The organism is Kordiimonas sp., from assembly GCF_048264555.1.
Classification (GTDB): Bacteria; Pseudomonadota; Alphaproteobacteria; order Sphingomonadales; family Kordiimonadaceae; genus Kordiimonas.
The window spans coordinates 17,906-39,068 of the sequence record NZ_JBLXCX010000009.1 but is presented as its reverse complement, the minus strand read 5'-3'; the positions used below and the strand labels follow the sequence as shown (position 1 = coordinate 39,068).

Genomic DNA, 21,163 nt, shown 5'->3' with positions numbered 1-21,163 from the left:
TGGCAGTGGACAGCGAACACTCGCCGCCCGGTGATTCTTGTGTTATTGAATATCCAGCGCGGACCTAACCTTGACCTTTGCATCACGTGCGCCGTCAAAAAAACCCCACTGGTACATTTGGCTTGCGACATGCTCTAACTGTTGTTGTGCAGTAGCTAAATTCTTAGGGTCGACGTGCATAATCAGGTCTGTCAGCCGACCGTTGACGCAAAGCTTCAACCACTGCTGACCGTTTGGAATCACTTCACCTACGATAATTTCGATTCTTGGTTTATGCTCTGTCATGTTTGTCCTTCCCCGGTATATTCACACTCTCCACCGCCCCGCTCACGCAGCGTTCGGCGGCTTCAAGCACCCACAGACCCGTCGCCCACGGTGGATTCGCTTTTGAACTGCACCAGTCTTGCAGATCCATTATTTGCTGGCCAGTAAGATCTTTACACGAATAGGCACCATCGGGGCACAACTCAACCGGCGGAATCTCGCCAGTGATGGCTTGCAGGGCTTCACGCAGCGGATTGGCGACGTGGCCCCACATGTACACTTTGTGGTTCATTGATTCGCCTTCGATGTTGACGCAATCTCGTCAATGTCAACAGACTCGGAATAATACCCATTCGATTCGCCGATCCACCGGCTAACGACAGTCGCCCCGTCGACACGAAAGGTAAGATCCGTGCGAGTCCATGAGTCAGGAAACGCGGGAGGCGGATCACCAAACTCTCGTTCATCCTTCGTTGCATCGACAATCACCTTGCCGATAAGTTCGTGCCAACTTCCGTCAGTGCCCTCAATTCGCACGTGCTCGCAGCAATCCTGGTCGTGGTGAATCGTGATCTGGCGGCCAGATGCAGTGGTCAAAAGGATTTCTTCGCCGTTCTCGTCTGCATCGACATGCGTAAGCACTTCGCCGACCAGGGAACCGATTTCGACTCTGCTGGAAAAACTCATTAATTCACCCTCTCAAAAACATGCCAAACAAACGGCGTCATCACGACGGTGCCGATGAACCTGCGAGCGAACCCCATGCTTCGATGCATCGGGTTTCCCGTTCCAACGATCTCGATGCAACGTTCTTCTGTCGCATCCTCGTTTTCGTCGACCATCGCCCACAGGCAGGCATACGCACCTTGCTTGCCGACGCTCAAGATCTTCGCACCCTTGGGCATCGCGACCCGTTGCAGGTCGGTGATTTCTAGTTCGTATTTCCAGATTGTCATTGCACTGCTCCCTTACAGGTAGAAGTTCCACTGAATTTTCCCCGTCAGCCCCGCTTCGTGTTCGATATCCAATTCAATGCCACGGCACCCCGTCATCCCATTCACTTTGGCAGCGGTAACAAACTCGCGAATCTGTTCGCTCGTGAAACGTGCGTCGAAAGTAGGAACTGCAACCATCACCGTACCGTTGCCGCAGTACGATGACATCTTGCACTTCGCCTTAATACCAGCGGCTTTGAGTCGCTTGCGGATGTGGGCAGTGATTTCTTTGTGGCTGCGGGTTGTGGTCGTCATCGTCTCGTTCCCCTTGTGGTGCTTTCTTCCTTGTCGCTTGCTGCGATAACCAAACTTTACACTCCCTAACGCCCGCCGTCAAGCACCATCACCACAGAATCGTAAAACTTTTATTGCAACGCTCGATGCATTAGCCATGCTGCTAATTACACCGCGACTTCGACACCCACTCCATACGCCGCGACGTCTCCGACTCTTTGGCCCGCACTCCTTCAGCGACGACACTGCAAACGCCATGTAACGCAATCCCCGCTGCGATGATCGCGGCGGCGCGTTCGATCGGATCGGCGGCGATGAATACGCCGACAATCAACGCGATCGGAAGAGTGACGATGGCGATTCCTATAGCAACACCCATCGCAGTTGCCGCCTTTTCTTTCATGCCGCTCATTCGTCGTTCTCCCCGTCAATCCGCACCAGCTTCACGCCAAACGCCGCCTCAATCTCGAAAACATCGTAGGCAGCTTTGCCCACCTCAAGTCCGACGTGTCGCTCGAACGCGTGGGCCTGCTCGCCACTCTCAAACACGAGCGTAACGATCGGCTCTAGCGATTCGTCTTCATTACGCCGCTCCGCAGCGTCGCGGCGGCGGGCCTTGAAGTCGTAATCCTTCCACTCGTCGCTGGTCCCTTCGGTGGCGACGTGTTCTTCGCTGGCTTGATAGCGACCATGCGGCGTGTCGTCCGCTTCGTCGTCATCGAACTCATCTTCCCGCCCGTCGGTAGCCACAGGTCCGCGTGCGACGGCGGGCTTAGGATCGGCGGTAAACTTACTCACTTCGCGGATCTCATGCATTAAATCCACGTCTTCGGTTTCCGCCGCGATCTGGTCGCCGATGATCCCGTCGGCGAACAATTCTTCACCGCAGATATTCACAAGGTCATTCGTCGTGAATCCGGTAGCCTCGATGTTAAAGTCCGCGTCGATAATCATGGCGGCGACTTCGCCCAACCTCTCATCATCGAACTCGCCCTGCGAATTCGGGTTGTTGAGCTGGATGTTCAACGCCATCTCTTCGGTTTCCGACAATTCAACGGCGGTTACGTCGATGCTGTAATCGTCGGTTCCCTCCAATTCGTCGATCAGGCTAACGCGTTGATGACCGCCGACGATGTTGCCCGTCGTACGGTTCCACAGCAGCGGACCTGCCAACTTAAAACGCTTCAGGCTCGCCTTGAGTTTGTTACGGGCGTGGGGCTTGATTCGCCGTGGGTTGTAGACGGCGTTTTTTAGCTCTGACCGGTGAACGGTGACGGTTTCGCCGGTTTGGTAGCGGGTGCGTTTTGCTTCGGTTGACATTCAGAGGAATCCTTTCGCGTTGATGTTTCTTCGTATGGGCAGTTAACACATCCATTCCCGCAGCACCGCCCGCGTGACAGCAGGAATTCTTTTGTTAGGGGTGGCATTAGCGAACCCCGTCGTTCGCGATGCACTGCTTCAGCCAGTCACTCGCCCTGCGGTGAACTTTCACATCTGAGGCGTCCATCATCCTCAGATCCCATGCCGTCATAATGTTGACTGTAGCCGCCGGGGCAGTTCCACCAAATTCGTCAACGAACGCTTTGACTGTCGGACCTTCGCGGCAATTGGGATTGTCGCACTCCAGCGATACCCACACGCGTTTGCTGCCAACGTCAGATCCCCACGCGGGCTTGGCTTCGCCGCCGCACCAGTGGCAGTTAAAAATCGTCATCAGCAGCCCCGTCTTTGCTATCTCTTCCAGGTCGCCGAACCGTCACGCCAACCGAACTCTCCGCAGTGAACAAACTCAACCGCGTGCCGTCGTCGAAAAATACGGTGATCGGCTTTTCAGGTCCGCTTACCGCGACCACTTCCTTGCCGACGATCGATTGCAAGTCACCATCCAGGCTCTCCGCTTCTCTTTCGCGGGAGTGGCGACTTGCTGGCGATTCGGTGAAGCAACTCACGTAAACGATAGAACCGAAAACCAAAGTAAGCATAACGCAATCAAAATACGATCTCATTGCGAGCCTCCTTTTAGCGAACGCTTCACCGCCCGCCGAATCCACCACCAGCGGCGCAAACGATGCCAAGCATTTCGGCGACGCTTGCGGAAATCTTCGCCCAACTCAGGATCGATCGAATCAAGGGCAGTTTGGATGTCGGGATAGACGCTGGCGGGTTCGTGCATGGCGTTCCATTTATCAACCAACGATTCTGCCAATTCCGCAACAGCAGTCTCCACGCCATCAGCAGACGCGACGACCGTAACGAACTCTAGTTCAGATTCGCTACCAGTACCCGTGTCGGAAATTCCGACCAGACCGTCGATGTACGCGTTAACGCAGCAGTCGTAATTCTGGCATCCGACCGTTACGTGCCGCTTCCGTTCCGACTTATCGACAGTGACAGAGACAGGAACATTGCACCACGGACATGGCTTCGCCTTCAATGCACCATCCATCAATCAAACCTCCGATTCGACCAAAGCACCTCAACTTTAATTTCCTTCCGCCCCTCATCATCCCGTTTAGAACTGGAACTATTGGGCCTCGGGAATTCGCGGCGATACCAACCATGATCTGACTCATATCGCCGATAAAGCTCATTGTCGTAACCACAAAGAAAGAACGTCCCTTGCATCCCCACATACCCATGAAGCAATTCCTCATGGTCTTTCAAACTCATCTCGAATTCGCCGTAGGCTTCCTTCGCCGTTCGCGTCGACTTAACATACGTCGGATCATCGAAGAACACCGCCGACGGCGAATCAAGCTTCATCAATTCGCGAAAATGACCTTGCCGGACCTCAACCGTTCGCAGCCGATCATGCACTTCGGGTAGCCGCTCCACCGCAGCCAGCCACGCCGACACGTTTTCATTGATTCCGCGTCGCAGCCGACAAGTGGGCGTAGCGAAGCTTTTGCAAAGACCTTGACGGCTTTGCCTCGCAATCACGAAGAAGTCGACGGCACGCTGGACCGGTGACCGGTCGGCGTCGCCGATCGATTTCAACGCGGCTTCAAAGGCAGCATCGCCAAACGGAACACAATTTACTTTCCGTTCAAAGATCCGAAACGCTGTGTCATCCGCCAAGATCCGCCAGAAGTTGGCTAGATCCCCGTTCGCGTCGCCTGCAAACTCCGCGACGCCTTCACCGGGAAGATGAAAAAGCATCGACAGCCCGCCCGCGAAACGTTCGATGTAACGCGGCGAATCGCCCGCACGGAACAAAGCACGGCGGATGATCGGGGCGTATTCAGGGGCAAGGTAGGATTTGCCGCCGTGGTATTTTAGGATGGTTTTCATTGGGGCGGCTCCTTAGTTGCATGGATGCAATCGGGGCCTAGCCATTTTTCGCCGGTGTGGATGCGATGAACGGTCTCGTGATCCAACATCGTGGCGTTGTACGTGACGATAGTCGAGTGCACCACGTCCGCATTCCACCTCCCGTCAGCCATCTTCTCGCCTGGGTCGCCGTTCATCACCAGCATCTCTCTGGTTTCATACGACTTGCCGACAATGCAGCACCGCCGATCGATAAACCACGGCCACTCGGGTTCTTTTTCGACCGGCTCATGCAACGGGTTGCCGTCACCGCGAACAACTTCGTCGCTCTCATCCAGGCGACCGGAGAAATACTTAACGGCATCGGCCAATGCGGCACCGACATGCGGTTCCTCGCAGTCATACGACCGCAACCGCTCACCCGCCCGCTTCAACCTTTCCAACTGAAACGGGTCATCTTCCAACAAATCCAAATCACACCCCGGAACCTCCGGCCCGGCCCATTTGTATGGCGGGTGGTTTTCGGGGAGGGCGGGGCGGTCGAAGGTCAGATTGGAAAGGCGAATTACGTCTGAATGGAACATGCCGTCCGAGAAACAGCCATCGACGTGCTCGAAAGGCTCAATTGGCCACGCATGCCACAACCCCTTAGCCGTCACCGCAATCCACCATCCTTGCGGCACAAACGACGGCCATTTTAGACGTGGTTGCTTCGGTGCTGCACGCTTCACGATCAGTCGCGGCGTTCTGGGCAGCGTTCCACAATTAACCTCCACGCTGTACGGGGCAATCATGTTGCGTGGGTCGGTGCAGTTCACCCACCCATGATCCGACGCAACCGGAATGCGGTATTCTCCGGTTGGCTCCACGCCCTCGGGCAAACTAACCGTCACCGGCACCGTCACTTCTCGAAATGCCATCTATTCGCCTTTCCTTGCCATCTCAAAATACCGATCCTGCAACAACTGCCGCTCGTCACCCAACTTCTTTCGATCGATCCCAAAGAACCGGTCGGCGACAGCAGACAACTCAAGCGAACATGGCTTAACCGGCTTGCAGTGGTCATAGTCCAGCCGAACGCCGTACTCATCATCAAGCCACTGAATGAACGCCAAGCACGTAGAATGCTCTTTGCGTACCACAGCCCACCTGTCGACCTGCGGAAGCCCCGTTCTATTCCCATCCATCACTTTCGCCTTTCCTTTCTGACTCAAAAAACAACTCAATCTTCAGCCGCCCGGCTTTCCGTAATCGCCTCTTTCTTCCGCTTAATATCAAAGCGTATCGCCTGTGCACGCGCAAGAGGGAATTCCTTGCAAACCTTTTCAAAGTCTTCGGGATAGAGGTCTCGCATTCGTGCCATCGGCTCCGCGTGCAAGCTTCCCCAACTGCGAACCTGGCCGCGTCCGCCATATGGCATCAGTTTGTCGAAGTAATCGCTCGGCAGCGGAATGCGGCGATAACTCAAGTAGGATTGCACGTCCTGCGGACGCCACCATGCCAGCGGATGCAGCCGCTTCGACTTCGTATTGAATCCTTGTGTCTGTTTGAATTGTGCGTTACGTTGCAGAGATTCGCACGCCATCTCGCCCGTCGCTATCCACTCAATCCCGAACTTCGCACGAACGAACCGCTCAACGTCTGCGTGAGTCAAGGACGGCACGCTAGTTGACCGCCTCGTATCCGACCGATACGAGGCGTTGCGGTACATCTTCGACTTGCCCCAATGCGGGATCTGCAAAACTTTGATTCCATAGCGTCGCTCTACTTGGTCGATAGTGCGGACCTGAAACGAAATACCTTTGACCAAGTACATAAAGAACGCTTCCACCCGATCAAAATGCTCGTGGCAGATATCGAGCGTCGCTAGTGCATCTTTACCGCACGAAAATGCAACAATCACTTCCTTCACGCCTGCATCTTTGGCGCGACGCATCACAACATGCAGATCTTTCTTGGGTGGGAGATTGGCTTTCTTTACCATTGCCAGCCTCTGAGAAACATTCGCTCCTTGACTTCGCTCGGGTACGCCGCCACAGCCTCGCGAACGGCTTCCGCAGCACGCCTCCGAAGTTTCACTATCCGCTGCGAGCCCGTTGCCCTGTTCATGCCGACGTGGACGCAAGCTGCGTTGATGTTCCAGCCACCACTAACGACCATGCGAACGACACGCCGCGTCTCTGCCGGAATGGTGCGGTAAATCGACAGCAGCACACGCCGAACGTGCTTCTCTGCATCGTCTACTTCAGATTCGATATCACCCGGCACCGATTCCTTAGCGACGTAGGCAGCGTGTTCTACGCTCACCTCTTGTGACAGTCGCTTTGCACAGCGGATCATGTCGCGACCACGAGCCCGCATCTTCCAAGTCAACCAGTTCGCCACGCTCCCGACGCCTGGACCCTTGTAGGTCTTTCTGTCGATCGCGTCGTAGATAGCGACCAGCAACTCCGACTCAACGTCACATCGCTCCAAGCCGTCGATCCTGTAGCGTGACGCATAACGCCTCGCATACGGTTCAACAGCCAAGACAAGTTCTCGTCGTGCATCTTCGTCGTCGTTTTCTTGGAACCGCAACGCAAGTTCAGCGTTGCGATCCATGCGAGCCTGATCTTTCGTTGTGTACTTATCAACAACGGCAATCACGTCAAGTCTACCCCCTGATACCGCGACACTTCCGCCGCGATCAGCTCAGGCGACGACCCGCTAGCAGCAAGCTCACCGATGCGAGCAATGAACTCACTTGGCGTTTCGGCTTCGACGTCAATTACAGATACGGCATCATCGCGGAGAATCCGAACCGTCGGCGGCGCATCAACACCGATCGACACTGAATTGCCAGAGATGCGGCGAACGTGAACCGTGACGTCACCAGCCGTGATAGATTGACCTTCCTTGCGTGTTAAAACGAGCATCCTGCTTTTCCTTTCGTGGTTAAAAATGCCCGGCACTTTGCCGGTGCCGGGCAAAAGAACTTCTCTACGTGCGGACTAGCCGGGCTCAAGCCCCATAGCTAGCCGCTCTGCACGGTACTCACCGCGAGTTCGGGAACGAGACCCGGAACCGACGGCAACCCGGAAGCCACGCGGCTGCCGGTTAAGATCGCGAAACGTTCGCTGTGTTGTATTTGACATTCATTCACTCCGGTAAATCCCCGCCCCATTTCGACTTGGATTGTACCGCAATTGCAACGCGTGTTGCAATTGGATCGCTACGCAATGACAGTCGATTCAACCTGTGGAATCAACGGATTGCGTGTGATATCTTCTTGGATCGTCGCCGATGCAATCGCATCGGGAACGCCACCAGGTATGCCCCACACGTTCAGCCGACCTTTGATCGGGATAACTGTTTCAAGTCTCACCGCGTGGGCGGCTTCCCACATGTATCCACTTCCGCCAGCCCACAGGCGAAACGGGGTCTCAGGTGACGGCCCAATGCCGCAAGGCTTGTCGACGTGATCGATTGACGGCATCTCTTCACCATCGCGAACGGAATCAACATCGCCGTAACGATTGTCTTTCAGGCACCGGCGGAACCAGACCACGCCAATAATCGCAGACGTCGGCATAAGGATCGGCCCATCATCGCTGTCGACGTCGGGATTTTGCCCCTCGAAATTAACGCCGTGGAACGCGTCGACCGCATCAAAGGCTTTTGGGCACTGCTCCCACACCCGTTCCATGTAGTCAAGAGTCGCGTCGTCAGCGGCGACTTTCGACGCCGCGTGAATCGCGATCGGCTCCATCGGTGCGATCTTCTTGGGGATAGGCCAAGATCGACTCTCGATCGTCTTGAACCCCGTCGCTAATAGGTGTGCGTGGGGCTGCCGAACCGTCAACGCGTGCTTCGGTGTGCCACTGAGATTGTGGGCGGCGGCGAATTCTGAGACTTTCATTGCTTTGATTTCCTCTTGCTGATTCTTTCCCATTCCATCTGCCGAACTTCCTCAGCGTGCCGATCGATATCGGCCAGCCTAGACAGCCGCGACATGATAAGCAGTTTTGTGTTCTTTGGCAGATCCGATGCATGGATAGCGTCGAATAGTTTCTTTTCTTCGTTGCTCATGCTCGACTTTCACAATTGCCGTCGGTGGCGGCATTGGCTGACTTCAAGAACTCTAGGAGCACGCTGGCATGCGTTCCCATATCTCGACCCTCAAGTTCTTCGTCGATCGCGATTCCGTCAACCTCGATGCAGTCAACCACGTCTTCGATGTCTTGCAATGATTCCAACCTGCTGCATACCAGCACACGGATCGGCAGAGGCAGGTCAGATTCGGCCAATGCGTTAAAAATCAATTTGTCTTCGTTTGTCATAACTCCGCCCTTTGTTCTGCTGTCAGTTCACTGCACAAAACGCCCCATCGCCATCGCTGAGGCGACTTCGACCAATCGACCGCTCTACACCTCGACCGATTCCTTAACGCTCTCAGGCAACGCCACCAGTGACACCGTAGCACGCGGTGCACATGCCACAGGTTCCGTCGTCGTCAGCGATTCAACCAGATCCTTCGCCAGTGCGATCGCTTCGGCGTTCTTGACCGGATCGACCGTGATACCTTCCTTCGCCGCTGCGGCCAACTTACGGGCGGCGGTCGGCCCCAGTTGCGACAGAAGGAACGCCGCCACGGCATCCGCCGATGGCTTGCTGCTGCTGTTTCGCGTCGAAGGCTTTCCAGTCTTGACGGTTCCGCCGTATTCCATGCGGTGTGCGACGCCATCGACGGAAACCGAAGCGACAACCACGACGTCGTGAACCTGATTCGGCTCAACGTTTTGGATCGCCTTGGGGGCGAGGGTGTCGACGGCTTTTTCGAGAGCTTTGCGGGCGATGGTTGCCAATGTGTTTTTGGTGATGGTCATCTGATAGGTTCCTTTTCGTGGTGGTGTTTAGGTTGCTTGGTGGGAGTTTACACTATTGCAACGGGTGTTGCAATAGGTGGGTTTCGTTTTTTTGTGGCCTAGTATCCGCACGCGGCGACCATGCCTTCGGCCAAGTGCTTCAAGTAATGAAATACATCGCCGTTGCAAAAGTCGATCTTAACGAGCGTGCTTCGGATTGTGGCGTGATATTCGCGAACTTCGCAAATGAAATCAATCAACATCTGGTAGGTCAGACCGAAGTGGCCTTCGACATCGATGCAGTCTTCCAGTTCGACGCCTTTTTCAGTGATGAGATTTTCGAGGTAAGTTCGCATTGCTTCGTTCCTTTGTGGTGTTTAGTATCGTTTGCTTCGACGCTCCAATCTTACACTTGGTATCGGAACACGTCAAGCACCATCACCACAAAAAGGAGAAAAGATTTTTCAGGCCCCTATTTCGCTTCATCCGCAGGCGGCAACCCCGACCAACTATTCCCATGCCCCGCTTCCCCTGCCAACAACATCTGGGCCATATCCATATAGTCGAAGCTAACGAACTGGTAATCCTCGCACCACGCGGCGATGCATTCCTGCATCTTCCGTTCGATCTTCAGTGCTGTGACTTCGCCGACGCCTTGGATCGTTCGCAGGCCGAACTTAATACGATGCGATTCGAGCATCCCAACCTTCGGGAACCGTTGCCGCAGCTGATTCGCCAACCGCATCGAAACGCCGTCGATCGACTCCAATCCAAGATGTGCCGTCGACACTTCCCGCCAGTCGTCCACGCCTACAGTGCCACACAACTCACGATGCAGATCGGGGTGCATCCTCGCGGCGATCGTCAAGATAATTTGACGGTGCTTCAAGGTCCGCACAATCCCCGCCTCGCTCTGTTGGCGAAGATGGTCGAAAACTCGGCAGTCGGATTCGGCGGACCTGTACATCTCCCGCAGCGTCTTGACCGTCTCGGCTATCGCTTCATGCGGCGGCAACGGGCTCTCACGCTCGGCACGCAGCACTGCTTTTGCGACCGCTTCGTAGTCCGCGTCGGTCGGCGAACGCGATGATTCACAGATGCACTTGAAGATCTCGGCAAGTTCCAAGACGACCGGCAGCGGACGTTCAGGATCTTCGCCCTGCATGTCGATGGAGCGGCCCGATGCGCCGTGGTTGCGGTGTTTCACTGGGTAACGCTCCATCGTTCGCACTCAACGGGGAACCCGTGCCGATCCACGCCACCACCGCAGAAGTACACGATAGGATGCTCAAGCAAAACAGCGATCGCATCCCACGGATTCATTTCACCATTGCTAATCGATAGTTCGGCAACGTATTCGCCGACAGCGTTGACGCCCAGTAATTTTAAATCCATCCTTCGCCCTCCATGAATCAAAATAGCCCGGCACGCCACGGATGAAGCACGCGTACCGGGCGCACAAGCTACGCCGCTTGTCTTGCTATTCTTGTCGCTGAAGTTTGCCTTCCATCAGGTCCAAGAGAAAAATATCCCACAAGTCGAGAATCGTTTGAATCTCCGAATCTCCGCGAATCAAGACCGCTTGCATCCCGAGAGCCCGCGACGCCTCAAGATCGCCAAACTTCTCGTTCGCCGTGACCATCAAAACGTTCTCCGGTGCCACATCCAGCACTTCACAGACGGTCATGTAGGCACGCGGATCGGTTTTATAAACCTTGTTCAGTTCCAGCGGAATGATTGCATCCCAGACAATCCCCGCTCGCTTCGACATCTTCGCTTGCAGACCAAGCGGACCATTAGAGCAGGTAACGACGGTGGCGATCTCACGAAGCCGGGCGACGCCTGCCATCGAGTCGGAATGGGCTGGCATCGTCTCCCACGACTTGGGCAACTGAAGCGGCGACCACTCAGGCCGTCGCAACTGGTCGGCATAGTCGCGGACCTCTTCACGAGGAACGTCGGCGAAATCAAAGACGGTGCCGAAAACGTCGAAGGCGATCACTTTTACTTTTGCTGTATCAAACACAGGTTTGCAACTCCGTTTGCTGCGGACCTAATCCCGAAACGAAGCGACCACCGCCCCGCTGTCATCCAAGTAGTCAATCATCCACGTCGGATGATACGGTATCGAAAACTTCCACCCGTCGCGGCGGATCATCAATCTACCATTCTTCGCCGAAGTCACCACGCCGTGAGTTCCTGAATATGCGTCGTAGATCCGCGTTCCTCGCTTGACGGGAATTTTGTAGCGGTCGCGGATGCGTTGCAGTGGGCCGGGTGGTTTAACCATTGTCGTGCTCCTGCGAATAATCACAAGCGTCAACTACCGAGTTCAAATCGCCTGATTCCCAGTCAGTGACATCATCGCCGTCAGGATCTTCAAGATCGCAAGACATTTCCGAATTACTGACGCGGACCTTTAGTTCCCAACCATCCATCAGGTTGCGGCTGCAATAGTCGCCGATCAGATTCAGGGCAGCGGTTAGTTCTTCGGATTGGTTGCGGGTCATGTCGCTTTCCAGCTCCATTGTCGCGGTTCCCGGCGGCTCATCCTGCCTATAGGTAAACGTCACTTTATGCAGCCCTTCCATGACCTCGATGCCGTGACGGCTGACGCACACGCCATAACTCGACCGTGACCCGATCTCAGGCACAGCGGGCGACCTCGAATACCCATCCTGTAATGCGATCAGGAACGAACGCTTGTCCTTCTCGGGTTCCAGCACTTCCGTATCAATGAAACCATCGCTCCACCGGTGGTAAGGTAGAAACTGCAATCCGCACCATGCGTGATTGTCGGCAAGATAGCCGATGATGCAGCACATGATTTCTCCTCGCTGAATCCAGTACGCGGCTGCACCTGGAAGCAACTTCGCAAATGCAACAGAGCCAGCGGACATTTGCGTCGTGATCGATTCCGCCGCCTCTTCATCGCTCAGGCTGTATGTGATCGCGACACGCAACGCACGACGGATCTTCTCTAGTGCGAAGAACCCATCGATCGAATCTTCGTACTTGCGGCCAAGCAACTGACACGCGAGCAACGCATCTTTTTTTATATACTTCTCTTTCACGACCGATACTCCGCAGTCACAAAGAAAATGCCATCGACCGCGACCGGCTTAGCCGTTCGCCGATGACACACCATTCCGCCATACGTATCGCCCTCTTTGGGTACCCGTGGATCGTTCATGGCAGCCTCTTCCGATTCCGCCTTAATGATCGCGGTAAAGTCTTCGGTTCGAGAAGGTCGTGGCTCGCGAATGCCACGCAGCCGGTCAGTCATTCCGCCGTGCCACTTTCCTTCGGTGCTTCCAACGTGCCGCACTATCGACGCATCCCATTGTCGACCAAGCGACGCGTGAACGACTTCGCCAGCGGACATTGCCCATAAGTGAAAGCCCTCGGATCGCCACAGAACCCGCACAACCTCCATCTCTCCGAGAGATTCCTGCACATGGTCAACCAACTTCTGAATGTCTTTGACGCTTGCCATTTATTCGCCTTTCTTCAGTGACTTGGAAACATCCGGCGTCGCACTCGCAATGAACCGCCTCGCCTCTTCAATCTCACGCTTCAGTCGAGGAACGCACGAACAATGCTCTTCGCCTTCATGGACACCGCAATCGGCAGCCATCGCCCCGATGTAGTATTCGTGAAGATCGATGAACGCTCGGGCGATTGTGACGAATCGCGGATCGCCGAACGATACCGAGCCATCCGGTCGGCGGCGGTCCCATTCTTCGACTAGTTTGTATGCTTGTTCAATTGGGGTCATTGCTCGCCTCTATCCTCGCAGCCACACCGCTCCACCAACTTCCCACAGCGTCCGCACTGCAAGACCCGCCAGCGGCCTAAGTTAATCAAATCGTTCGCGTGGGCGCAAGCCTCGGGTGTTAGGATCTTCGCGGCTAGCGGACGGCCTGCGTAACTGCCGAAGTTCATCGGCTGGGCCGTCTCGATCGTGTCGCCGATGCGGCATGGGCGGGTGGTGGTCACTTGTTTGCCTCTCGGCACCCACGGATCGCGGTGCTGCGTTGTAACGTGTAACTATCGCGTTGGTTTAAGCCGTGGGCGTAGCCCGCTTTGAACGGCAGGGAGTAGGATTTCAGTTCGCTGATCGACAGGACCGCACCGCAGATGCCGCGATAGAAACCCGCGTCGTGCCACGCGATTTCAAGATCCTTGCGGGGCATGGCGTGGGTGGGTGCTTGGGTCGGTGGGTCGGGCGATGGGATCGATGGGGCGGGCTCGATGTTCCCCGCAACGCACCCCGAACGCGAAACGTTGGCCTCTCCCCAGGTCGTCGACCAACTGTCGACGTACTGGACCGGGTTCGGCGACCGCTCAAGCGACACTGAGTGGGTCGGGAAGATAGTTGACGGCAACTTCGATGACCCTGCGTCGCTCAATTCGCGGATCTTATCGAGAACGTAGTCGTTCACATCTCCTGCGTCATGGCTTTCAACTTGATCGCCGTCAATGTCAACAACTACGCGAGACTGCACGCTTTGGTAGATATCGTCCAAGACCGCCAGTACGATTCGTTGCACTTCGTTTCCGTTCATTGATTTGCCTTTCAAAAAACAACACTCAAGTCCAATGACAATGCGGACACGGCCCGCTGCGCTCAATCAAACCAGATTCCGTATGCTTCACGCCATCCTCGACGCAGAATTTGCACCGCCAGCATTCATCACAAGTCGGCACCATGCCATCGAGCCCGTACATTCCGCAGTGCTCGCAGCACGTATCCGATTCACACCGCCAATACATCAGTCGCGACGCCGCCATGTCAAAATTGATTCCCCACTCTTTAGCCGATTCGATCACGTCGGATTCGGCAACGAATGAGTGGACTCCAATGTCCCCATCCTCTTCCGGCCACTCTCGCGTCGAATTGCGGGTGCATTCGATGACCATCTTTCGTACCTGCTGAATCGCCTGGTCCGCGTCGTAAGCCGGAACGATCAGCCACGAGCGATCGTCGTCGTATCCGGTGTAAAATAATTCCGCCAGTTCGCCGCCCACGCCGACAGAATGAAACCGCATCTCAGGCACTGCAATCTCCGGCAGCGATGGAGCGGACACGACCGCCAGCATCGTGCCGAGGAATGTTCGGCGGGTGGGGCGGAGGGGTTGTTTTGTTTGGGTCATCGGGATGCCTCGTTATTGTCGACCACCGACTCTATGAACAACGCCGGATCATCCTCCCCAGATTCTTCGTCGCACCAACTGACCCAAGATCCGCTGGGTGAGTCAGTGTCGTCGTCGGGGTCAAACATTTCCAACCCGCCGACATTCGTGTAGTCCGGCTTAACCCGGTTGTCGAATTGGAATTGGTCATAGTTCGCCAGCACCTCCAGCATCTTCACGCCTTCGGCAACCGTGGCGACGTCGACATGGAAGGGTTTCATCGGGACTTGCGGAATCCACCATACTCGGAGTTTCATTAGACTGCCTTTCTTATAACGTTTTATTAACTAGACACAACAGTAAACGCGTCAAGACCACTTTCTCACGCCATGCGGCGCAAGCGGGGTTGCCCTATGGTTGTTAAACGCGAACGCATGGCTATCGCAATGCGTGTTGCGTTAGAACCAAAAAAACACCAGCTACCGCGACACAATCACACCCACCGACAAAACATCTTCCCGTGGGATATACCGCCGACGCTCTGGATCGTCGTCAGTGCGGACCACCACGCAGAGAACCTCTGGCACACCAACCTTCGTGACGGACTCGAACACGCCGCGAATGCTGCGGATCTCGTCTCTATCGTGGTCTTCATACCGCACATTCACCCGACGACCAAACACATCGTCAAGCACTAAATGCTTCGCTTTCCCAGTCATTTCGGCCCTTCCTCGCTTTCGTCACGCAATGTGCGGGTGTAGTCAAATTGAGTACACTGCGCCGAAAAGTTGGCATTTTCGCTAAAACGCAACCGATCCGACGCAATCACGACAATTGTTTTTGCCGCCAATGACAAAGGATCGTCGACAGAATCGACGCCTTTTTGTCGACAAAACGTGTCGTCATTTTGACTACGGCGAGTGTCATCAAAGTGACGACACTGCGGGGCGACCTTAAACCTACACCTCAATGTGCAGATTAGAAGATCCGCCCGCACCGACCACAGCACAACCAAAACGGCCACCATAGCCCCGCCCGCACCGACAAGCCCGCCAACAAATAGGCGTGCCAACCTGCCATCGCTAGCGTCTGATTGTAGCAACGAAGCGAGTGGATAGGAAGGGTTTAATCCGAATCTCGGCACTCACTAACCAACCAAAACAACTGCTCTTGGCTCAACTCCCACACCACTTCCGATTCAGCGTGAACAGCCTGGATTTTGCCGCCGTCGTCGGGGCACATGAACACACAGCCATCACGGCACTCAATCGGCGGCTGGCCAGCGATCTCGATGGTTCGCGTCACGCGGTACGGCTTCGATCCCGTCGGCTTCGTGACAATCTGGCCGCTCGGAACATCACCGACGGCGATCAACAGTTTGAAATTCCTCACGGCCCCACTCCCACACCCAACCCCATCAAATCCCACAACTCAACCCCCGAAACATCATCAGGCACCTTCAGCAGCCCTACCCGATCCCCCCAGCGACTTCGCCGCAGCCGGGCAGGATTCCGCCCGCTCGGCAAGCGTCGCCAGGTGCGGATACGCCGCGACGTATTTTGCGATTGCTTTCTTTTGTGTGTTGGTCATTCGTAATCCTCGCGAATCAACACATCCCGCAACGTCGCGTACATCGACTGCACTGCCACCGAATCATCTAACTGCCCGTCGCTCGCCGAATGCGCGTACTCCATCGCTTTGGTCATCGCCGCACGAAGCCCTGTGACCTCGGCTTGTACATCATTCATCATCGATTGCCGATCCTGCCATGCACGCCATGCCATGTCGGTTTCTCGGCTTTTGTACTCGCTGCCAACTCTTTCCAGATTGGCAGTCGTGCTGACTTGCACCCACGCCTCGAACGTCTGCCGATTACCGCTCGTGACTCCCCCGTCGGCATACCTGCGGCTCGGCATCGACACTGAACCGGCACGCCTGCCACCCAACACCGCCGCCGTTTCGGCACCAGTCATCGTACCGGGTGGCGACTTCGGCGGCTTTGATTCATCGCCCACGACACCTGCCAGCGCGTCGTGAACCGCCTCAGCCACATTTGCAGGAATATCGACCCCGGCATAGGCATCGCAAGCACTGATAGCCCTGTGTATTACCTCCCTCAACCTCACATTCTCCGCCGCCATCACATCGGCTTCCGCCCTCGCTTCCAACACTTCGATCGACGGATCATTCCGGCCACTCTCGGGCGGCGGCAGGTCAACGATACTCTGCCGCTCGGCTGCCTCGCTTGTCACCCATTTAACATCCTCCCAAACGATCCGCTTCTGCGGAATCACGGCGTACCGCACGCCAACTTCGCCATCCGAAAGGATCGCGTCATCTGCGTCAGATTCCGTTTCATACCCATCACGAAACAGCGAACTAGCCCCGCCAAGATCGATAACCATCGGCACCTTCAACTTCCCACCCCGTGACTCTTCGCGGATCGCGTAGGTGGTCTTGATCGTTCGCACTTTCTCTTTCATCGCTTCACCTTCCCAAAGTATTTTTCCCCAAACTCCCTCACCGCCCCCTGCTGATCCTTCCCGATCAGCCCAAAGGCGACAACCAAAAGGCTGCGATACACATGCACCCGCACCCCGCAAATCTGCATCTCGACGTACATAATACGATCGACTACGCCAGTGATCTCAAATCCGCTGACCATTATACACCTTCCGTGGTTTTGTGGTGGCACCGTTTGCTGCGGTGCGTTTGTGTGAACTTGTTACGCCTTCATCCACCAAAGATTCTCTTTGTTAACCCACCACCGCTTGACGGCAAGAAACAATCCGAAGTTACCTCGGTCGACGAAAGCCACTTGCGAACGAGGAATCCACACTCGCTTGGCATGGATACCCGTCATCGACTCTATCAGTACCGCCTTTTCGCGGATTTCAATCAGCTCAATCCCGACTTCCACGAAGTTAGAATCGGCAGGTGCGAGCGTTTTTAAGAACTTCTCGGATTGTTCGCGATCCATGTCTCCATCCTTTGTGGTGTTAAGTGCCGTTCGCTTCGGTGCCCCAATCTTACACTTGGTATCGGAACACGTCAAGCACCATCACCACAAAAAGGAGAAAAGATTTTCACCCGCCATCACCCGCCCCGCTACCGCGACTTCCGCCGCACCCGAAGCCGCCGTGACAGCTCCTTCTTTCGAGCCTTCAACGTCGCCGCATTCGGATTAGAGTAGAGCGGTGGTCGCCCGTGCCGGTTAAACTCAACGCTTCGACCGGCATGCAAGTCTCGCAACTGAGATTCAGACAGTTTCACTATCTGCGTCGCCGTATTCCACCCGCTATCCCTATCAACCAACGCCACCAGCAACTCCCGGCAATCACCACCTTCAGCCCAGCCCCACGCATTGGCGGGGCCGTGCTGATTTCCCCACGCTTCGAGCCCACTTCGATCGTTATCGACCGCGCAACAATCAACGGGCTGGCTAACGCCGTCATCAGGTGAAATGCTACACATCACAAGCCTCAACGATCGCAGTGAATTCAGATTCGCTAAGTACCGCGACGCATCCAAAACACTGCCGCCAGACCGCCGACGAAAAAACAATCGTTGCACCGCCACCACGCCGCGTATCGGCGACACGCTGAAATTTTATTCTTCCGGTATCTACTGAGTATTTCCGCACGATCTCAGGCCGAATTACCTGCCCGTTACGCGACAGAACAACGTCTGCGATTTTGTGATTGCCGCTCGCGATGTCTTCGTCTGCATCGCCGATCAGCATGAAAGCGATCGACAGCTCCGCAGGCTCCGGCATTCGCCACGAGTAATCCTCTGTAGCTAGGTACGGCGACTGGCGTTCGCCTGGATACGCAATATTCAACGAAACCCTTTGCACTTCGACCGCTGCGCCGCCGATGCTGGCAGTAAAGTCGTGTTCACTTAGCCAATTCGCGTTTTTAGTCGTCATCACCGCCCCTCCTTTCTCCGCTTCCGCTCTGCTTTCTTCATCGCCCGCCGCCGCCGCTGCGACGTCATCGCCAGCCGCTTCGGCCCTGGAACTTTCACAGGTGGATTAATTCGCGACTGACCATCGACAGTTAGCCGCGACCACTGCTCTATGCTTTCCACATCGAACCCGCGACACGCCACGCCGTCGCCTAGCAGCAACGCGTTATCTATGATCGCCATCGATACCGCCAAACCAGCGGCTCCCGCCGGGTCACACTTCGCAAGTTCCCCAGCCAGCCGGGCGTTAGCGATAAAGATTCTTCGCCTATTGCTCACTGCTTCGCATCCCAAACCTGATAAATCCGAAATATTCCACCGCCCCGGCTCGACTTGACGATCCGCTGCATTCCCGCCGCCGTCAAGTTCATTTGATCCGCACGCCGTGCCGTCGCCTGCGCCCGCACGATCTCCGCCGCTTCCTCGACACTCTCAGGCCGCGACGACACCACCGCGACGACAACGCCAAGCCAAGACACCCCCGCGACAGCGACCCCGCCGCCACGCTTCCACGCGATGTAATGCGTCAGGCTGTCGTGAATCTCCGCGTCGCGATCGGCAACCGCTTCGGCAATCAGGTCACGGCGAACGTCGGCTTCGGGCATCACGTCGACAGTTTCGGGTTGCTCGCTTTCGACAGCGACTTCCGCCGCTTCGCCGCCGGCTGTCTCCGCTTCGGGCATCACGTCGGCGGCTTTCTTTCGCCGTCGCTTCGGTTTTGCGGTCTCTTCCGAAACGGGATTTCCCGCATCGCTTTCTATCGCAACGTCCGTTGCATTAGCCGCCAAGTTGCTGTTTTGCGAATTCGCCGAAGGGTCCGTCGCGTCGGATGTCGTAGATCGAGTCATCATCGTCCTCTAAATGTGGGAGCAATGTCCCTGGTTCAACGTATAGATACTGGCTGGGGTCGTGACGGCGAACGGCCACTTTCGTCGCCACGCCCCGAGCCTTCAAAATCTCTTCAGCCTCAGCGGCTAAAAACGGATCGTCACCCGCGATGATATCGCGTAGGTCATCATCGGTTAAGTCGGTCGAGTGTTTCGGCACAACTGGTTTCTTCGCAGCCGATTTACCCTTGCTATTCTTTGCCGTCGACCGCTTGCCGTTGGCGACAGCGGCGGCATCTTCGGGGGCGTTGGATTCTTCGGATGTGTCGAATAGGAATGCGTTGGTCATTGGTCGCCCTTCCCCATAGTGAAGTAGTCGCGATCGAATTGGCACATCTTCTTGTCGCCGTGATACGGCATGAACATTCCGCCGCCCTCGCTAACCATCCGCTTTGTATCCAACACTTTCCCATCATCCATGCGTATTACCAGTGGCCCATTTTGTGGTGGCGGAGGGACAACGCAAACCGAGCGAGTCGCAAGATCTACTGCGTTCCAGTTCCCGCACATGCAATGTGCAACAGGATCTTCGATGCCGTGCAAAATCTCTCCACTGACTGTCGATATGTCGTGCGATTCATCTGGCACACCGCCGTCCTGAACGCTATGAAACATGATCGCTTCGCCGCACTCGCAAAAAGCCTTGACGTAGGTGATTTGCGACATCACTTCCCCTCCGCAAATTCATTCGCTTCAACTTTCTTGATCTCATACCCGCATCGCCTCAACGCGGATTCTAAAAAACAAAAACCAACATTGGTTCCGAGCCATTCGATGGTGCTGGCGACAACCGCAACCTCGCGAGGCGTTGCATCACCAATCCCCCATGATGCGAACAGATTCTCAAGCATTGGCGAACCGTAGTTGTCCTGTTCGTGAATCCACTGTTTGTGGAACGCGTTTTCACGCTCACCTGATCTCGAACCATCATGCCTGCGGTTCGGGCTCATCAGGGACTGGTGAACAAAAGTTTGACGCTGCATCACGTTTTGCAATAAACGAATCAGTTCATTCGGCACGCGGTCACCGTTGGCAATGTGTTGCCGAACATGCTCGATCGCGTCAACCGATGTTCGCATCCACACGCTTTCACCGATCCAGTCGATTCCGTCTCGCTGCCGCTCGGGTTCCGGTAAACAACACTCAAAGCAAGCGAAGGCATGGTCTTCATCATGGCACGATTGGAATTCAATATCTGATTCCTTCCCCTTGAATACGCCCATCAATTCCCCTCCGCAAATTCATTCGCTTCGTAAATCATCCGCACCGTTCCGTTATGGCACGGCGACCGCTTGAACGTCTTCAGTTCGCCAGCCCCGCGAAACAACCCCGCTTCGTCGATCTCGTCAAACTTCACGTAGGCTTTCCGCTCGACAAACCACGTCATTGCGCCGCGATACTTGGCATGAACGACAGTTCGCCCCGCCATCTTTTCACGCGTGACATTCTTGGTCGTCGTGAACTGCATCAACTGGCCAGCCTTGCGGCGACCTCGAACAAAGAACACTTTGGGCCGCTCGCTATACTTCACCGCGACGGGAACCCGCCGCGAACGTTTTTTTGCCAC

Annotated in this window: 45 protein-coding genes; all 45 read right to left on the bottom strand. The window is 55.6% G+C overall.

The window, feature by feature from the left end:
• Window positions 1–42 precede the first annotated feature (42 nt).
• Window positions 43–285 (bottom strand): hypothetical protein, encoded by a 243-nt coding sequence (locus ACN0XZ_RS17525; RefSeq protein ID WP_417459106.1) that lies wholly within the window; start codon window positions 283–285, stop codon window positions 43–45.
• Entirely contained in the window at window positions 272–556 is a 285-nt protein-coding gene (locus ACN0XZ_RS17520; RefSeq protein WP_417459105.1) for a hypothetical protein, read from the bottom strand. Before ACN0XZ_RS17520 ends, ACN0XZ_RS17525 begins: the two co-directional genes overlap by 14 nt.
• Window positions 553–951 (bottom strand): hypothetical protein, encoded by a 399-nt coding sequence (locus ACN0XZ_RS17515; protein WP_417459104.1) that lies wholly within the window; start codon window positions 949–951, stop codon window positions 553–555. The genes ACN0XZ_RS17520 and ACN0XZ_RS17515 overlap by 4 nt, the downstream gene beginning before the upstream one ends.
• Window positions 951–1,220 carry a hypothetical protein gene (locus ACN0XZ_RS17510; protein ID WP_417459103.1) on the bottom strand — a complete coding sequence of 90 codons (270 nt, stop codon included), beginning with the start codon at window positions 1,218–1,220 and terminating at the stop codon, window positions 951–953. The genes ACN0XZ_RS17515 and ACN0XZ_RS17510 overlap by 1 nt, the downstream gene beginning before the upstream one ends.
• Before the next feature lie 12 nt (window positions 1,221–1,232).
• Window positions 1,233–1,514: a hypothetical protein gene (locus ACN0XZ_RS17505; protein WP_417459102.1), complete on the bottom strand. Its 282-nt coding sequence runs from the start codon at window positions 1,512–1,514 to the stop codon at window positions 1,233–1,235.
• A 142-nt stretch (window positions 1,515–1,656) separates the two neighbouring features.
• Window positions 1,657–1,905, bottom strand: a complete 249-nt coding sequence (locus ACN0XZ_RS17500) for a hypothetical protein (RefSeq protein ID WP_417459101.1) — start codon at window positions 1,903–1,905, stop codon at window positions 1,657–1,659.
• A complete protein-coding gene (locus tag ACN0XZ_RS17495) occupies window positions 1,902–2,813 on the bottom strand; it encodes a hypothetical protein (RefSeq protein ID WP_417459100.1) in 912 nt (303 codons plus the stop codon). The genes ACN0XZ_RS17500 and ACN0XZ_RS17495 overlap by 4 nt, the downstream gene beginning before the upstream one ends.
• Complete coding sequence (locus tag ACN0XZ_RS17490; protein WP_417459099.1) at window positions 2,744–2,920, bottom strand: DUF5522 domain-containing protein; 177 nt, start codon at window positions 2,918–2,920, stop codon at window positions 2,744–2,746. The genes ACN0XZ_RS17495 and ACN0XZ_RS17490 overlap by 70 nt, the downstream gene beginning before the upstream one ends.
• Entirely contained in the window at window positions 2,920–3,207 is a 288-nt protein-coding gene (locus ACN0XZ_RS17485) for a hypothetical protein (RefSeq protein ID WP_417459098.1), read from the bottom strand. Before ACN0XZ_RS17485 ends, ACN0XZ_RS17490 begins: the two co-directional genes overlap by 1 nt.
• Entirely contained in the window at window positions 3,194–3,499 is a 306-nt protein-coding gene (locus tag ACN0XZ_RS17480) for a hypothetical protein (protein ID WP_417459096.1), read from the bottom strand. The genes ACN0XZ_RS17485 and ACN0XZ_RS17480 overlap by 14 nt, the downstream gene beginning before the upstream one ends.
• Entirely contained in the window at window positions 3,496–3,939 is a 444-nt protein-coding gene (locus tag ACN0XZ_RS17475; RefSeq protein WP_417459095.1) for a hypothetical protein, read from the bottom strand. The genes ACN0XZ_RS17480 and ACN0XZ_RS17475 overlap by 4 nt, the downstream gene beginning before the upstream one ends.
• Window positions 3,939–4,784: a DNA adenine methylase gene (locus tag ACN0XZ_RS17470; RefSeq protein ID WP_417459094.1), complete on the bottom strand. Its 846-nt coding sequence runs from the start codon at window positions 4,782–4,784 to the stop codon at window positions 3,939–3,941. Before ACN0XZ_RS17470 ends, ACN0XZ_RS17475 begins: the two co-directional genes overlap by 1 nt.
• A complete protein-coding gene (locus tag ACN0XZ_RS17465; RefSeq protein WP_417459093.1) occupies window positions 4,781–5,683 on the bottom strand; it encodes a hypothetical protein in 903 nt (300 codons plus the stop codon). The genes ACN0XZ_RS17470 and ACN0XZ_RS17465 overlap by 4 nt, the downstream gene beginning before the upstream one ends.
• The gene (locus tag ACN0XZ_RS17460; protein WP_417459092.1) at window positions 5,684–5,950 is read right to left on the bottom strand and encodes a hypothetical protein; all 267 of its coding nucleotides are present in this window, start codon (window positions 5,948–5,950) and stop codon (window positions 5,684–5,686) included.
• Between the two features lie 35 nt (window positions 5,951–5,985).
• Window positions 5,986–6,747 carry a phosphoadenosine phosphosulfate reductase family protein gene (locus ACN0XZ_RS17455; RefSeq protein ID WP_417459091.1) on the bottom strand — a complete coding sequence of 254 codons (762 nt, stop codon included), beginning with the start codon at window positions 6,745–6,747 and terminating at the stop codon, window positions 5,986–5,988.
• A complete protein-coding gene (locus ACN0XZ_RS17450; RefSeq protein ID WP_417459090.1) occupies window positions 6,741–7,409 on the bottom strand; it encodes a hypothetical protein in 669 nt (222 codons plus the stop codon). The genes ACN0XZ_RS17455 and ACN0XZ_RS17450 overlap by 7 nt, the downstream gene beginning before the upstream one ends.
• A complete protein-coding gene (locus ACN0XZ_RS17445; protein WP_417459089.1) occupies window positions 7,406–7,678 on the bottom strand; it encodes a carbon storage regulator in 273 nt (90 codons plus the stop codon). The genes ACN0XZ_RS17450 and ACN0XZ_RS17445 overlap by 4 nt, the downstream gene beginning before the upstream one ends.
• 296 nt (window positions 7,679–7,974) lie before the next feature.
• Entirely contained in the window at window positions 7,975–8,694 is a 720-nt protein-coding gene (locus ACN0XZ_RS17440; protein ID WP_417459088.1) for a hypothetical protein, read from the bottom strand.
• Window positions 8,695–8,827: 133 nt separating this feature from the next.
• Window positions 8,828–9,082, bottom strand: a complete 255-nt coding sequence (locus tag ACN0XZ_RS17435) for a hypothetical protein (RefSeq protein ID WP_417459087.1) — start codon at window positions 9,080–9,082, stop codon at window positions 8,828–8,830.
• A gap of 84 nt (window positions 9,083–9,166) precedes the next feature.
• Window positions 9,167–9,628, bottom strand: a complete 462-nt coding sequence (locus ACN0XZ_RS17430) for a hypothetical protein (protein WP_417459086.1) — start codon at window positions 9,626–9,628, stop codon at window positions 9,167–9,169.
• A gap of 98 nt (window positions 9,629–9,726) precedes the next feature.
• A complete protein-coding gene (locus ACN0XZ_RS17425) occupies window positions 9,727–9,963 on the bottom strand; it encodes a hypothetical protein (protein WP_417459085.1) in 237 nt (78 codons plus the stop codon).
• A gap of 116 nt (window positions 9,964–10,079) precedes the next feature.
• The gene (locus tag ACN0XZ_RS17420) at window positions 10,080–10,814 is read right to left on the bottom strand and encodes a hypothetical protein (RefSeq protein WP_417459084.1); all 735 of its coding nucleotides are present in this window, start codon (window positions 10,812–10,814) and stop codon (window positions 10,080–10,082) included.
• Entirely contained in the window at window positions 10,811–11,002 is a 192-nt protein-coding gene (locus ACN0XZ_RS17415; RefSeq protein ID WP_417459083.1) for a hypothetical protein, read from the bottom strand. Before ACN0XZ_RS17415 ends, ACN0XZ_RS17420 begins: the two co-directional genes overlap by 4 nt.
• 85 nt (window positions 11,003–11,087) lie before the next feature.
• Window positions 11,088–11,633, bottom strand: a complete 546-nt coding sequence (locus ACN0XZ_RS17410) for a hypothetical protein (protein WP_417459082.1) — start codon at window positions 11,631–11,633, stop codon at window positions 11,088–11,090.
• A gap of 27 nt (window positions 11,634–11,660) precedes the next feature.
• The gene (locus tag ACN0XZ_RS17405; RefSeq protein ID WP_417459080.1) at window positions 11,661–11,897 is read right to left on the bottom strand and encodes a hypothetical protein; all 237 of its coding nucleotides are present in this window, start codon (window positions 11,895–11,897) and stop codon (window positions 11,661–11,663) included.
• On the bottom strand, window positions 11,890–12,681 hold the full coding sequence (locus ACN0XZ_RS17400; RefSeq protein ID WP_417459079.1) for a hypothetical protein: 792 nt from the start codon (window positions 12,679–12,681) through the stop codon (window positions 11,890–11,892). The genes ACN0XZ_RS17405 and ACN0XZ_RS17400 overlap by 8 nt, the downstream gene beginning before the upstream one ends.
• On the bottom strand, window positions 12,678–13,103 hold the full coding sequence (locus ACN0XZ_RS17395) for a hypothetical protein (protein WP_417459078.1): 426 nt from the start codon (window positions 13,101–13,103) through the stop codon (window positions 12,678–12,680). Before ACN0XZ_RS17395 ends, ACN0XZ_RS17400 begins: the two co-directional genes overlap by 4 nt.
• Window positions 13,104–13,385 (bottom strand): hypothetical protein, encoded by a 282-nt coding sequence (locus ACN0XZ_RS17390; RefSeq protein ID WP_417459077.1) that lies wholly within the window; start codon window positions 13,383–13,385, stop codon window positions 13,104–13,106.
• Between the two features lie 217 nt (window positions 13,386–13,602).
• Complete coding sequence (locus tag ACN0XZ_RS17385) at window positions 13,603–14,175, bottom strand: hypothetical protein (protein WP_417459076.1); 573 nt, start codon at window positions 14,173–14,175, stop codon at window positions 13,603–13,605.
• A gap of 25 nt (window positions 14,176–14,200) precedes the next feature.
• Entirely contained in the window at window positions 14,201–14,764 is a 564-nt protein-coding gene (locus ACN0XZ_RS17380) for a hypothetical protein (protein ID WP_417459075.1), read from the bottom strand.
• Window positions 14,761–15,060, bottom strand: a complete 300-nt coding sequence (locus ACN0XZ_RS17375) for a superinfection exclusion protein (protein WP_417459074.1) — start codon at window positions 15,058–15,060, stop codon at window positions 14,761–14,763. Before ACN0XZ_RS17375 ends, ACN0XZ_RS17380 begins: the two co-directional genes overlap by 4 nt.
• Before the next feature lie 162 nt (window positions 15,061–15,222).
• Window positions 15,223–15,462 carry a hypothetical protein gene (locus ACN0XZ_RS17370; RefSeq protein ID WP_417459073.1) on the bottom strand — a complete coding sequence of 80 codons (240 nt, stop codon included), beginning with the start codon at window positions 15,460–15,462 and terminating at the stop codon, window positions 15,223–15,225.
• A complete protein-coding gene (locus ACN0XZ_RS17365) occupies window positions 15,459–15,815 on the bottom strand; it encodes a hypothetical protein (RefSeq protein WP_417459072.1) in 357 nt (118 codons plus the stop codon). Before ACN0XZ_RS17365 ends, ACN0XZ_RS17370 begins: the two co-directional genes overlap by 4 nt.
• A gap of 53 nt (window positions 15,816–15,868) precedes the next feature.
• Window positions 15,869–16,135, bottom strand: coding sequence for a hypothetical protein (locus tag ACN0XZ_RS17360; RefSeq protein WP_417459071.1), 267 nt, complete (start codon window positions 16,133–16,135; stop codon window positions 15,869–15,871).
• Between the two features lie 57 nt (window positions 16,136–16,192).
• Complete coding sequence (locus ACN0XZ_RS17355; RefSeq protein WP_417459070.1) at window positions 16,193–16,333, bottom strand: hypothetical protein; 141 nt, start codon at window positions 16,331–16,333, stop codon at window positions 16,193–16,195.
• Window positions 16,330–17,226 (bottom strand): hypothetical protein, encoded by an 897-nt coding sequence (locus tag ACN0XZ_RS17350; RefSeq protein WP_417459069.1) that lies wholly within the window; start codon window positions 17,224–17,226, stop codon window positions 16,330–16,332. The genes ACN0XZ_RS17355 and ACN0XZ_RS17350 overlap by 4 nt, the downstream gene beginning before the upstream one ends.
• Window positions 17,223–17,408 (bottom strand): hypothetical protein, encoded by a 186-nt coding sequence (locus tag ACN0XZ_RS17345; RefSeq protein ID WP_417459068.1) that lies wholly within the window; start codon window positions 17,406–17,408, stop codon window positions 17,223–17,225. Before ACN0XZ_RS17345 ends, ACN0XZ_RS17350 begins: the two co-directional genes overlap by 4 nt.
• Window positions 17,409–17,468: 60 nt before the next feature.
• Complete coding sequence (locus ACN0XZ_RS17340; RefSeq protein ID WP_417459067.1) at window positions 17,469–17,723, bottom strand: hypothetical protein; 255 nt, start codon at window positions 17,721–17,723, stop codon at window positions 17,469–17,471.
• Between the two features lie 128 nt (window positions 17,724–17,851).
• Complete coding sequence (locus ACN0XZ_RS17335; RefSeq protein ID WP_417459066.1) at window positions 17,852–18,217, bottom strand: hypothetical protein; 366 nt, start codon at window positions 18,215–18,217, stop codon at window positions 17,852–17,854.
• Window positions 18,210–18,671, bottom strand: coding sequence for a hypothetical protein (locus ACN0XZ_RS17330; RefSeq protein ID WP_417459065.1), 462 nt, complete (start codon window positions 18,669–18,671; stop codon window positions 18,210–18,212). Before ACN0XZ_RS17330 ends, ACN0XZ_RS17335 begins: the two co-directional genes overlap by 8 nt.
• Window positions 18,672–18,984: 313 nt before the next feature.
• Window positions 18,985–19,497 (bottom strand): hypothetical protein, encoded by a 513-nt coding sequence (locus ACN0XZ_RS17325; protein WP_417459064.1) that lies wholly within the window; start codon window positions 19,495–19,497, stop codon window positions 18,985–18,987.
• Window positions 19,487–19,885 carry a hypothetical protein gene (locus ACN0XZ_RS17320; protein WP_417459063.1) on the bottom strand — a complete coding sequence of 133 codons (399 nt, stop codon included), beginning with the start codon at window positions 19,883–19,885 and terminating at the stop codon, window positions 19,487–19,489. The genes ACN0XZ_RS17325 and ACN0XZ_RS17320 overlap by 11 nt, the downstream gene beginning before the upstream one ends.
• Entirely contained in the window at window positions 19,882–20,262 is a 381-nt protein-coding gene (locus ACN0XZ_RS17315; RefSeq protein ID WP_417459062.1) for a hypothetical protein, read from the bottom strand. The genes ACN0XZ_RS17320 and ACN0XZ_RS17315 overlap by 4 nt, the downstream gene beginning before the upstream one ends.
• On the bottom strand, window positions 20,262–20,819 hold the full coding sequence (locus ACN0XZ_RS17310; protein ID WP_417459061.1) for a hypothetical protein: 558 nt from the start codon (window positions 20,817–20,819) through the stop codon (window positions 20,262–20,264). Before ACN0XZ_RS17310 ends, ACN0XZ_RS17315 begins: the two co-directional genes overlap by 1 nt.
• A complete protein-coding gene (locus tag ACN0XZ_RS17305) occupies window positions 20,819–21,163 on the bottom strand; it encodes a hypothetical protein (protein WP_417459060.1) in 345 nt (114 codons plus the stop codon). The genes ACN0XZ_RS17310 and ACN0XZ_RS17305 overlap by 1 nt, the downstream gene beginning before the upstream one ends.

Bases quoted from the DNA above. Each gene is read 5' to 3' on its own strand.
- ACN0XZ_RS17375 (WP_417459074.1), bottom strand. From the start codon at position 15,060: ATGAAACTCCGAGTATGGTGGATTCCGCAAGTCCCGATGAAACCCTTC.
- ACN0XZ_RS17330 (WP_417459065.1), bottom strand. From the start codon at position 18,671: ATGACGACTAAAAACGCGAATTGGCTAAGTGAACACGACTTTACTGCC.
- ACN0XZ_RS17470 (WP_417459094.1), bottom strand. From the start codon at position 4,784: ATGAAAACCATCCTAAAATACCACGGCGGCAAATCCTACCTTGCCCCT.
- ACN0XZ_RS17495 (WP_417459100.1), bottom strand. From the start codon at position 2,813: ATGTCAACCGAAGCAAAACGCACCCGCTACCAAACCGGCGAAACCGTC.
- ACN0XZ_RS17485 (WP_417459098.1), bottom strand. From the start codon at position 3,207: ATGACGATTTTTAACTGCCACTGGTGCGGCGGCGAAGCCAAGCCCGCG.
- ACN0XZ_RS17405 (WP_417459080.1), bottom strand. From the start codon at position 11,897: ATGGTTAAACCACCCGGCCCACTGCAACGCATCCGCGACCGCTACAAA.
- ACN0XZ_RS17510 (WP_417459103.1), bottom strand. From the start codon at position 1,220: ATGACAATCTGGAAATACGAACTAGAAATCACCGACCTGCAACGGGTC.
- ACN0XZ_RS17455 (WP_417459091.1), bottom strand. From the start codon at position 6,747: ATGGTAAAGAAAGCCAATCTCCCACCCAAGAAAGATCTGCATGTTGTG.
- ACN0XZ_RS17390 (WP_417459077.1), bottom strand. From the start codon at position 13,385: ATGACCCCAATTGAACAAGCATACAAACTAGTCGAAGAATGGGACCGC.
- ACN0XZ_RS17350 (WP_417459069.1), bottom strand. From the start codon at position 17,226: ATGAAAGAGAAAGTGCGAACGATCAAGACCACCTACGCGATCCGCGAA.
- ACN0XZ_RS17480 (WP_417459096.1), bottom strand. From the start codon at position 3,499: ATGAGATCGTATTTTGATTGCGTTATGCTTACTTTGGTTTTCGGTTCT.
- ACN0XZ_RS17475 (WP_417459095.1), bottom strand. From the start codon at position 3,939: ATGGATGGTGCATTGAAGGCGAAGCCATGTCCGTGGTGCAATGTTCCT.
- ACN0XZ_RS17395 (WP_417459078.1), bottom strand. From the start codon at position 13,103: ATGGCAAGCGTCAAAGACATTCAGAAGTTGGTTGACCATGTGCAGGAA.
- ACN0XZ_RS17440 (WP_417459088.1), bottom strand. From the start codon at position 8,694: ATGGGAAAGAATCAGCAAGAGGAAATCAAAGCAATGAAAGTCTCAGAA.
- ACN0XZ_RS17310 (WP_417459061.1), bottom strand. From the start codon at position 20,819: ATGGGCGTATTCAAGGGGAAGGAATCAGATATTGAATTCCAATCGTGC.
- ACN0XZ_RS17355 (WP_417459070.1), bottom strand. From the start codon at position 16,333: ATGACCAACACACAAAAGAAAGCAATCGCAAAATACGTCGCGGCGTAT.
- ACN0XZ_RS17370 (WP_417459073.1), bottom strand. From the start codon at position 15,462: ATGACTGGGAAAGCGAAGCATTTAGTGCTTGACGATGTGTTTGGTCGT.
- ACN0XZ_RS17445 (WP_417459089.1), bottom strand. From the start codon at position 7,678: ATGCTCGTTTTAACACGCAAGGAAGGTCAATCTATCACGGCTGGTGAC.
- ACN0XZ_RS17520 (WP_417459105.1), bottom strand. From the start codon at position 556: ATGAACCACAAAGTGTACATGTGGGGCCACGTCGCCAATCCGCTGCGT.
- ACN0XZ_RS17490 (WP_417459099.1), bottom strand. From the start codon at position 2,920: ATGCCACCCCTAACAAAAGAATTCCTGCTGTCACGCGGGCGGTGCTGC.
- ACN0XZ_RS17505 (WP_417459102.1), bottom strand. From the start codon at position 1,514: ATGACGACCACAACCCGCAGCCACAAAGAAATCACTGCCCACATCCGC.
- ACN0XZ_RS17345 (WP_417459068.1), bottom strand. From the start codon at position 17,408: ATGGTCAGCGGATTTGAGATCACTGGCGTAGTCGATCGTATTATGTAC.
- ACN0XZ_RS17385 (WP_417459076.1), bottom strand. From the start codon at position 14,175: ATGAACGGAAACGAAGTGCAACGAATCGTACTGGCGGTCTTGGACGAT.
- ACN0XZ_RS17425 (WP_417459085.1), bottom strand. From the start codon at position 9,963: ATGCGAACTTACCTCGAAAATCTCATCACTGAAAAAGGCGTCGAACTG.
- ACN0XZ_RS17320 (WP_417459063.1), bottom strand. From the start codon at position 19,885: ATGACCAACGCATTCCTATTCGACACATCCGAAGAATCCAACGCCCCC.
- ACN0XZ_RS17435 (WP_417459087.1), bottom strand. From the start codon at position 9,082: ATGACAAACGAAGACAAATTGATTTTTAACGCATTGGCCGAATCTGAC.
- ACN0XZ_RS17340 (WP_417459067.1), bottom strand. From the start codon at position 17,723: ATGGATCGCGAACAATCCGAGAAGTTCTTAAAAACGCTCGCACCTGCC.
- ACN0XZ_RS17335 (WP_417459066.1), bottom strand. From the start codon at position 18,217: ATGTGTAGCATTTCACCTGATGACGGCGTTAGCCAGCCCGTTGATTGT.
- ACN0XZ_RS17500 (WP_417459101.1), bottom strand. From the start codon at position 1,905: ATGAGCGGCATGAAAGAAAAGGCGGCAACTGCGATGGGTGTTGCTATA.
- ACN0XZ_RS17525 (WP_417459106.1), bottom strand. From the start codon at position 285: ATGACAGAGCATAAACCAAGAATCGAAATTATCGTAGGTGAAGTGATT.
- ACN0XZ_RS17415 (WP_417459083.1), bottom strand. From the start codon at position 11,002: ATGGATTTAAAATTACTGGGCGTCAACGCTGTCGGCGAATACGTTGCC.
- ACN0XZ_RS17315 (WP_417459062.1), bottom strand. From the start codon at position 20,262: ATGTCGCAAATCACCTACGTCAAGGCTTTTTGCGAGTGCGGCGAAGCG.
- ACN0XZ_RS17430 (WP_417459086.1), bottom strand. From the start codon at position 9,628: ATGACCATCACCAAAAACACATTGGCAACCATCGCCCGCAAAGCTCTC.
- ACN0XZ_RS17380 (WP_417459075.1), bottom strand. From the start codon at position 14,764: ATGACCCAAACAAAACAACCCCTCCGCCCCACCCGCCGAACATTCCTC.
- ACN0XZ_RS17515 (WP_417459104.1), bottom strand. From the start codon at position 951: ATGAGTTTTTCCAGCAGAGTCGAAATCGGTTCCCTGGTCGGCGAAGTG.
- ACN0XZ_RS17460 (WP_417459092.1), bottom strand. From the start codon at position 5,950: ATGGATGGGAATAGAACGGGGCTTCCGCAGGTCGACAGGTGGGCTGTG.
- ACN0XZ_RS17465 (WP_417459093.1), bottom strand. From the start codon at position 5,683: ATGGCATTTCGAGAAGTGACGGTGCCGGTGACGGTTAGTTTGCCCGAG.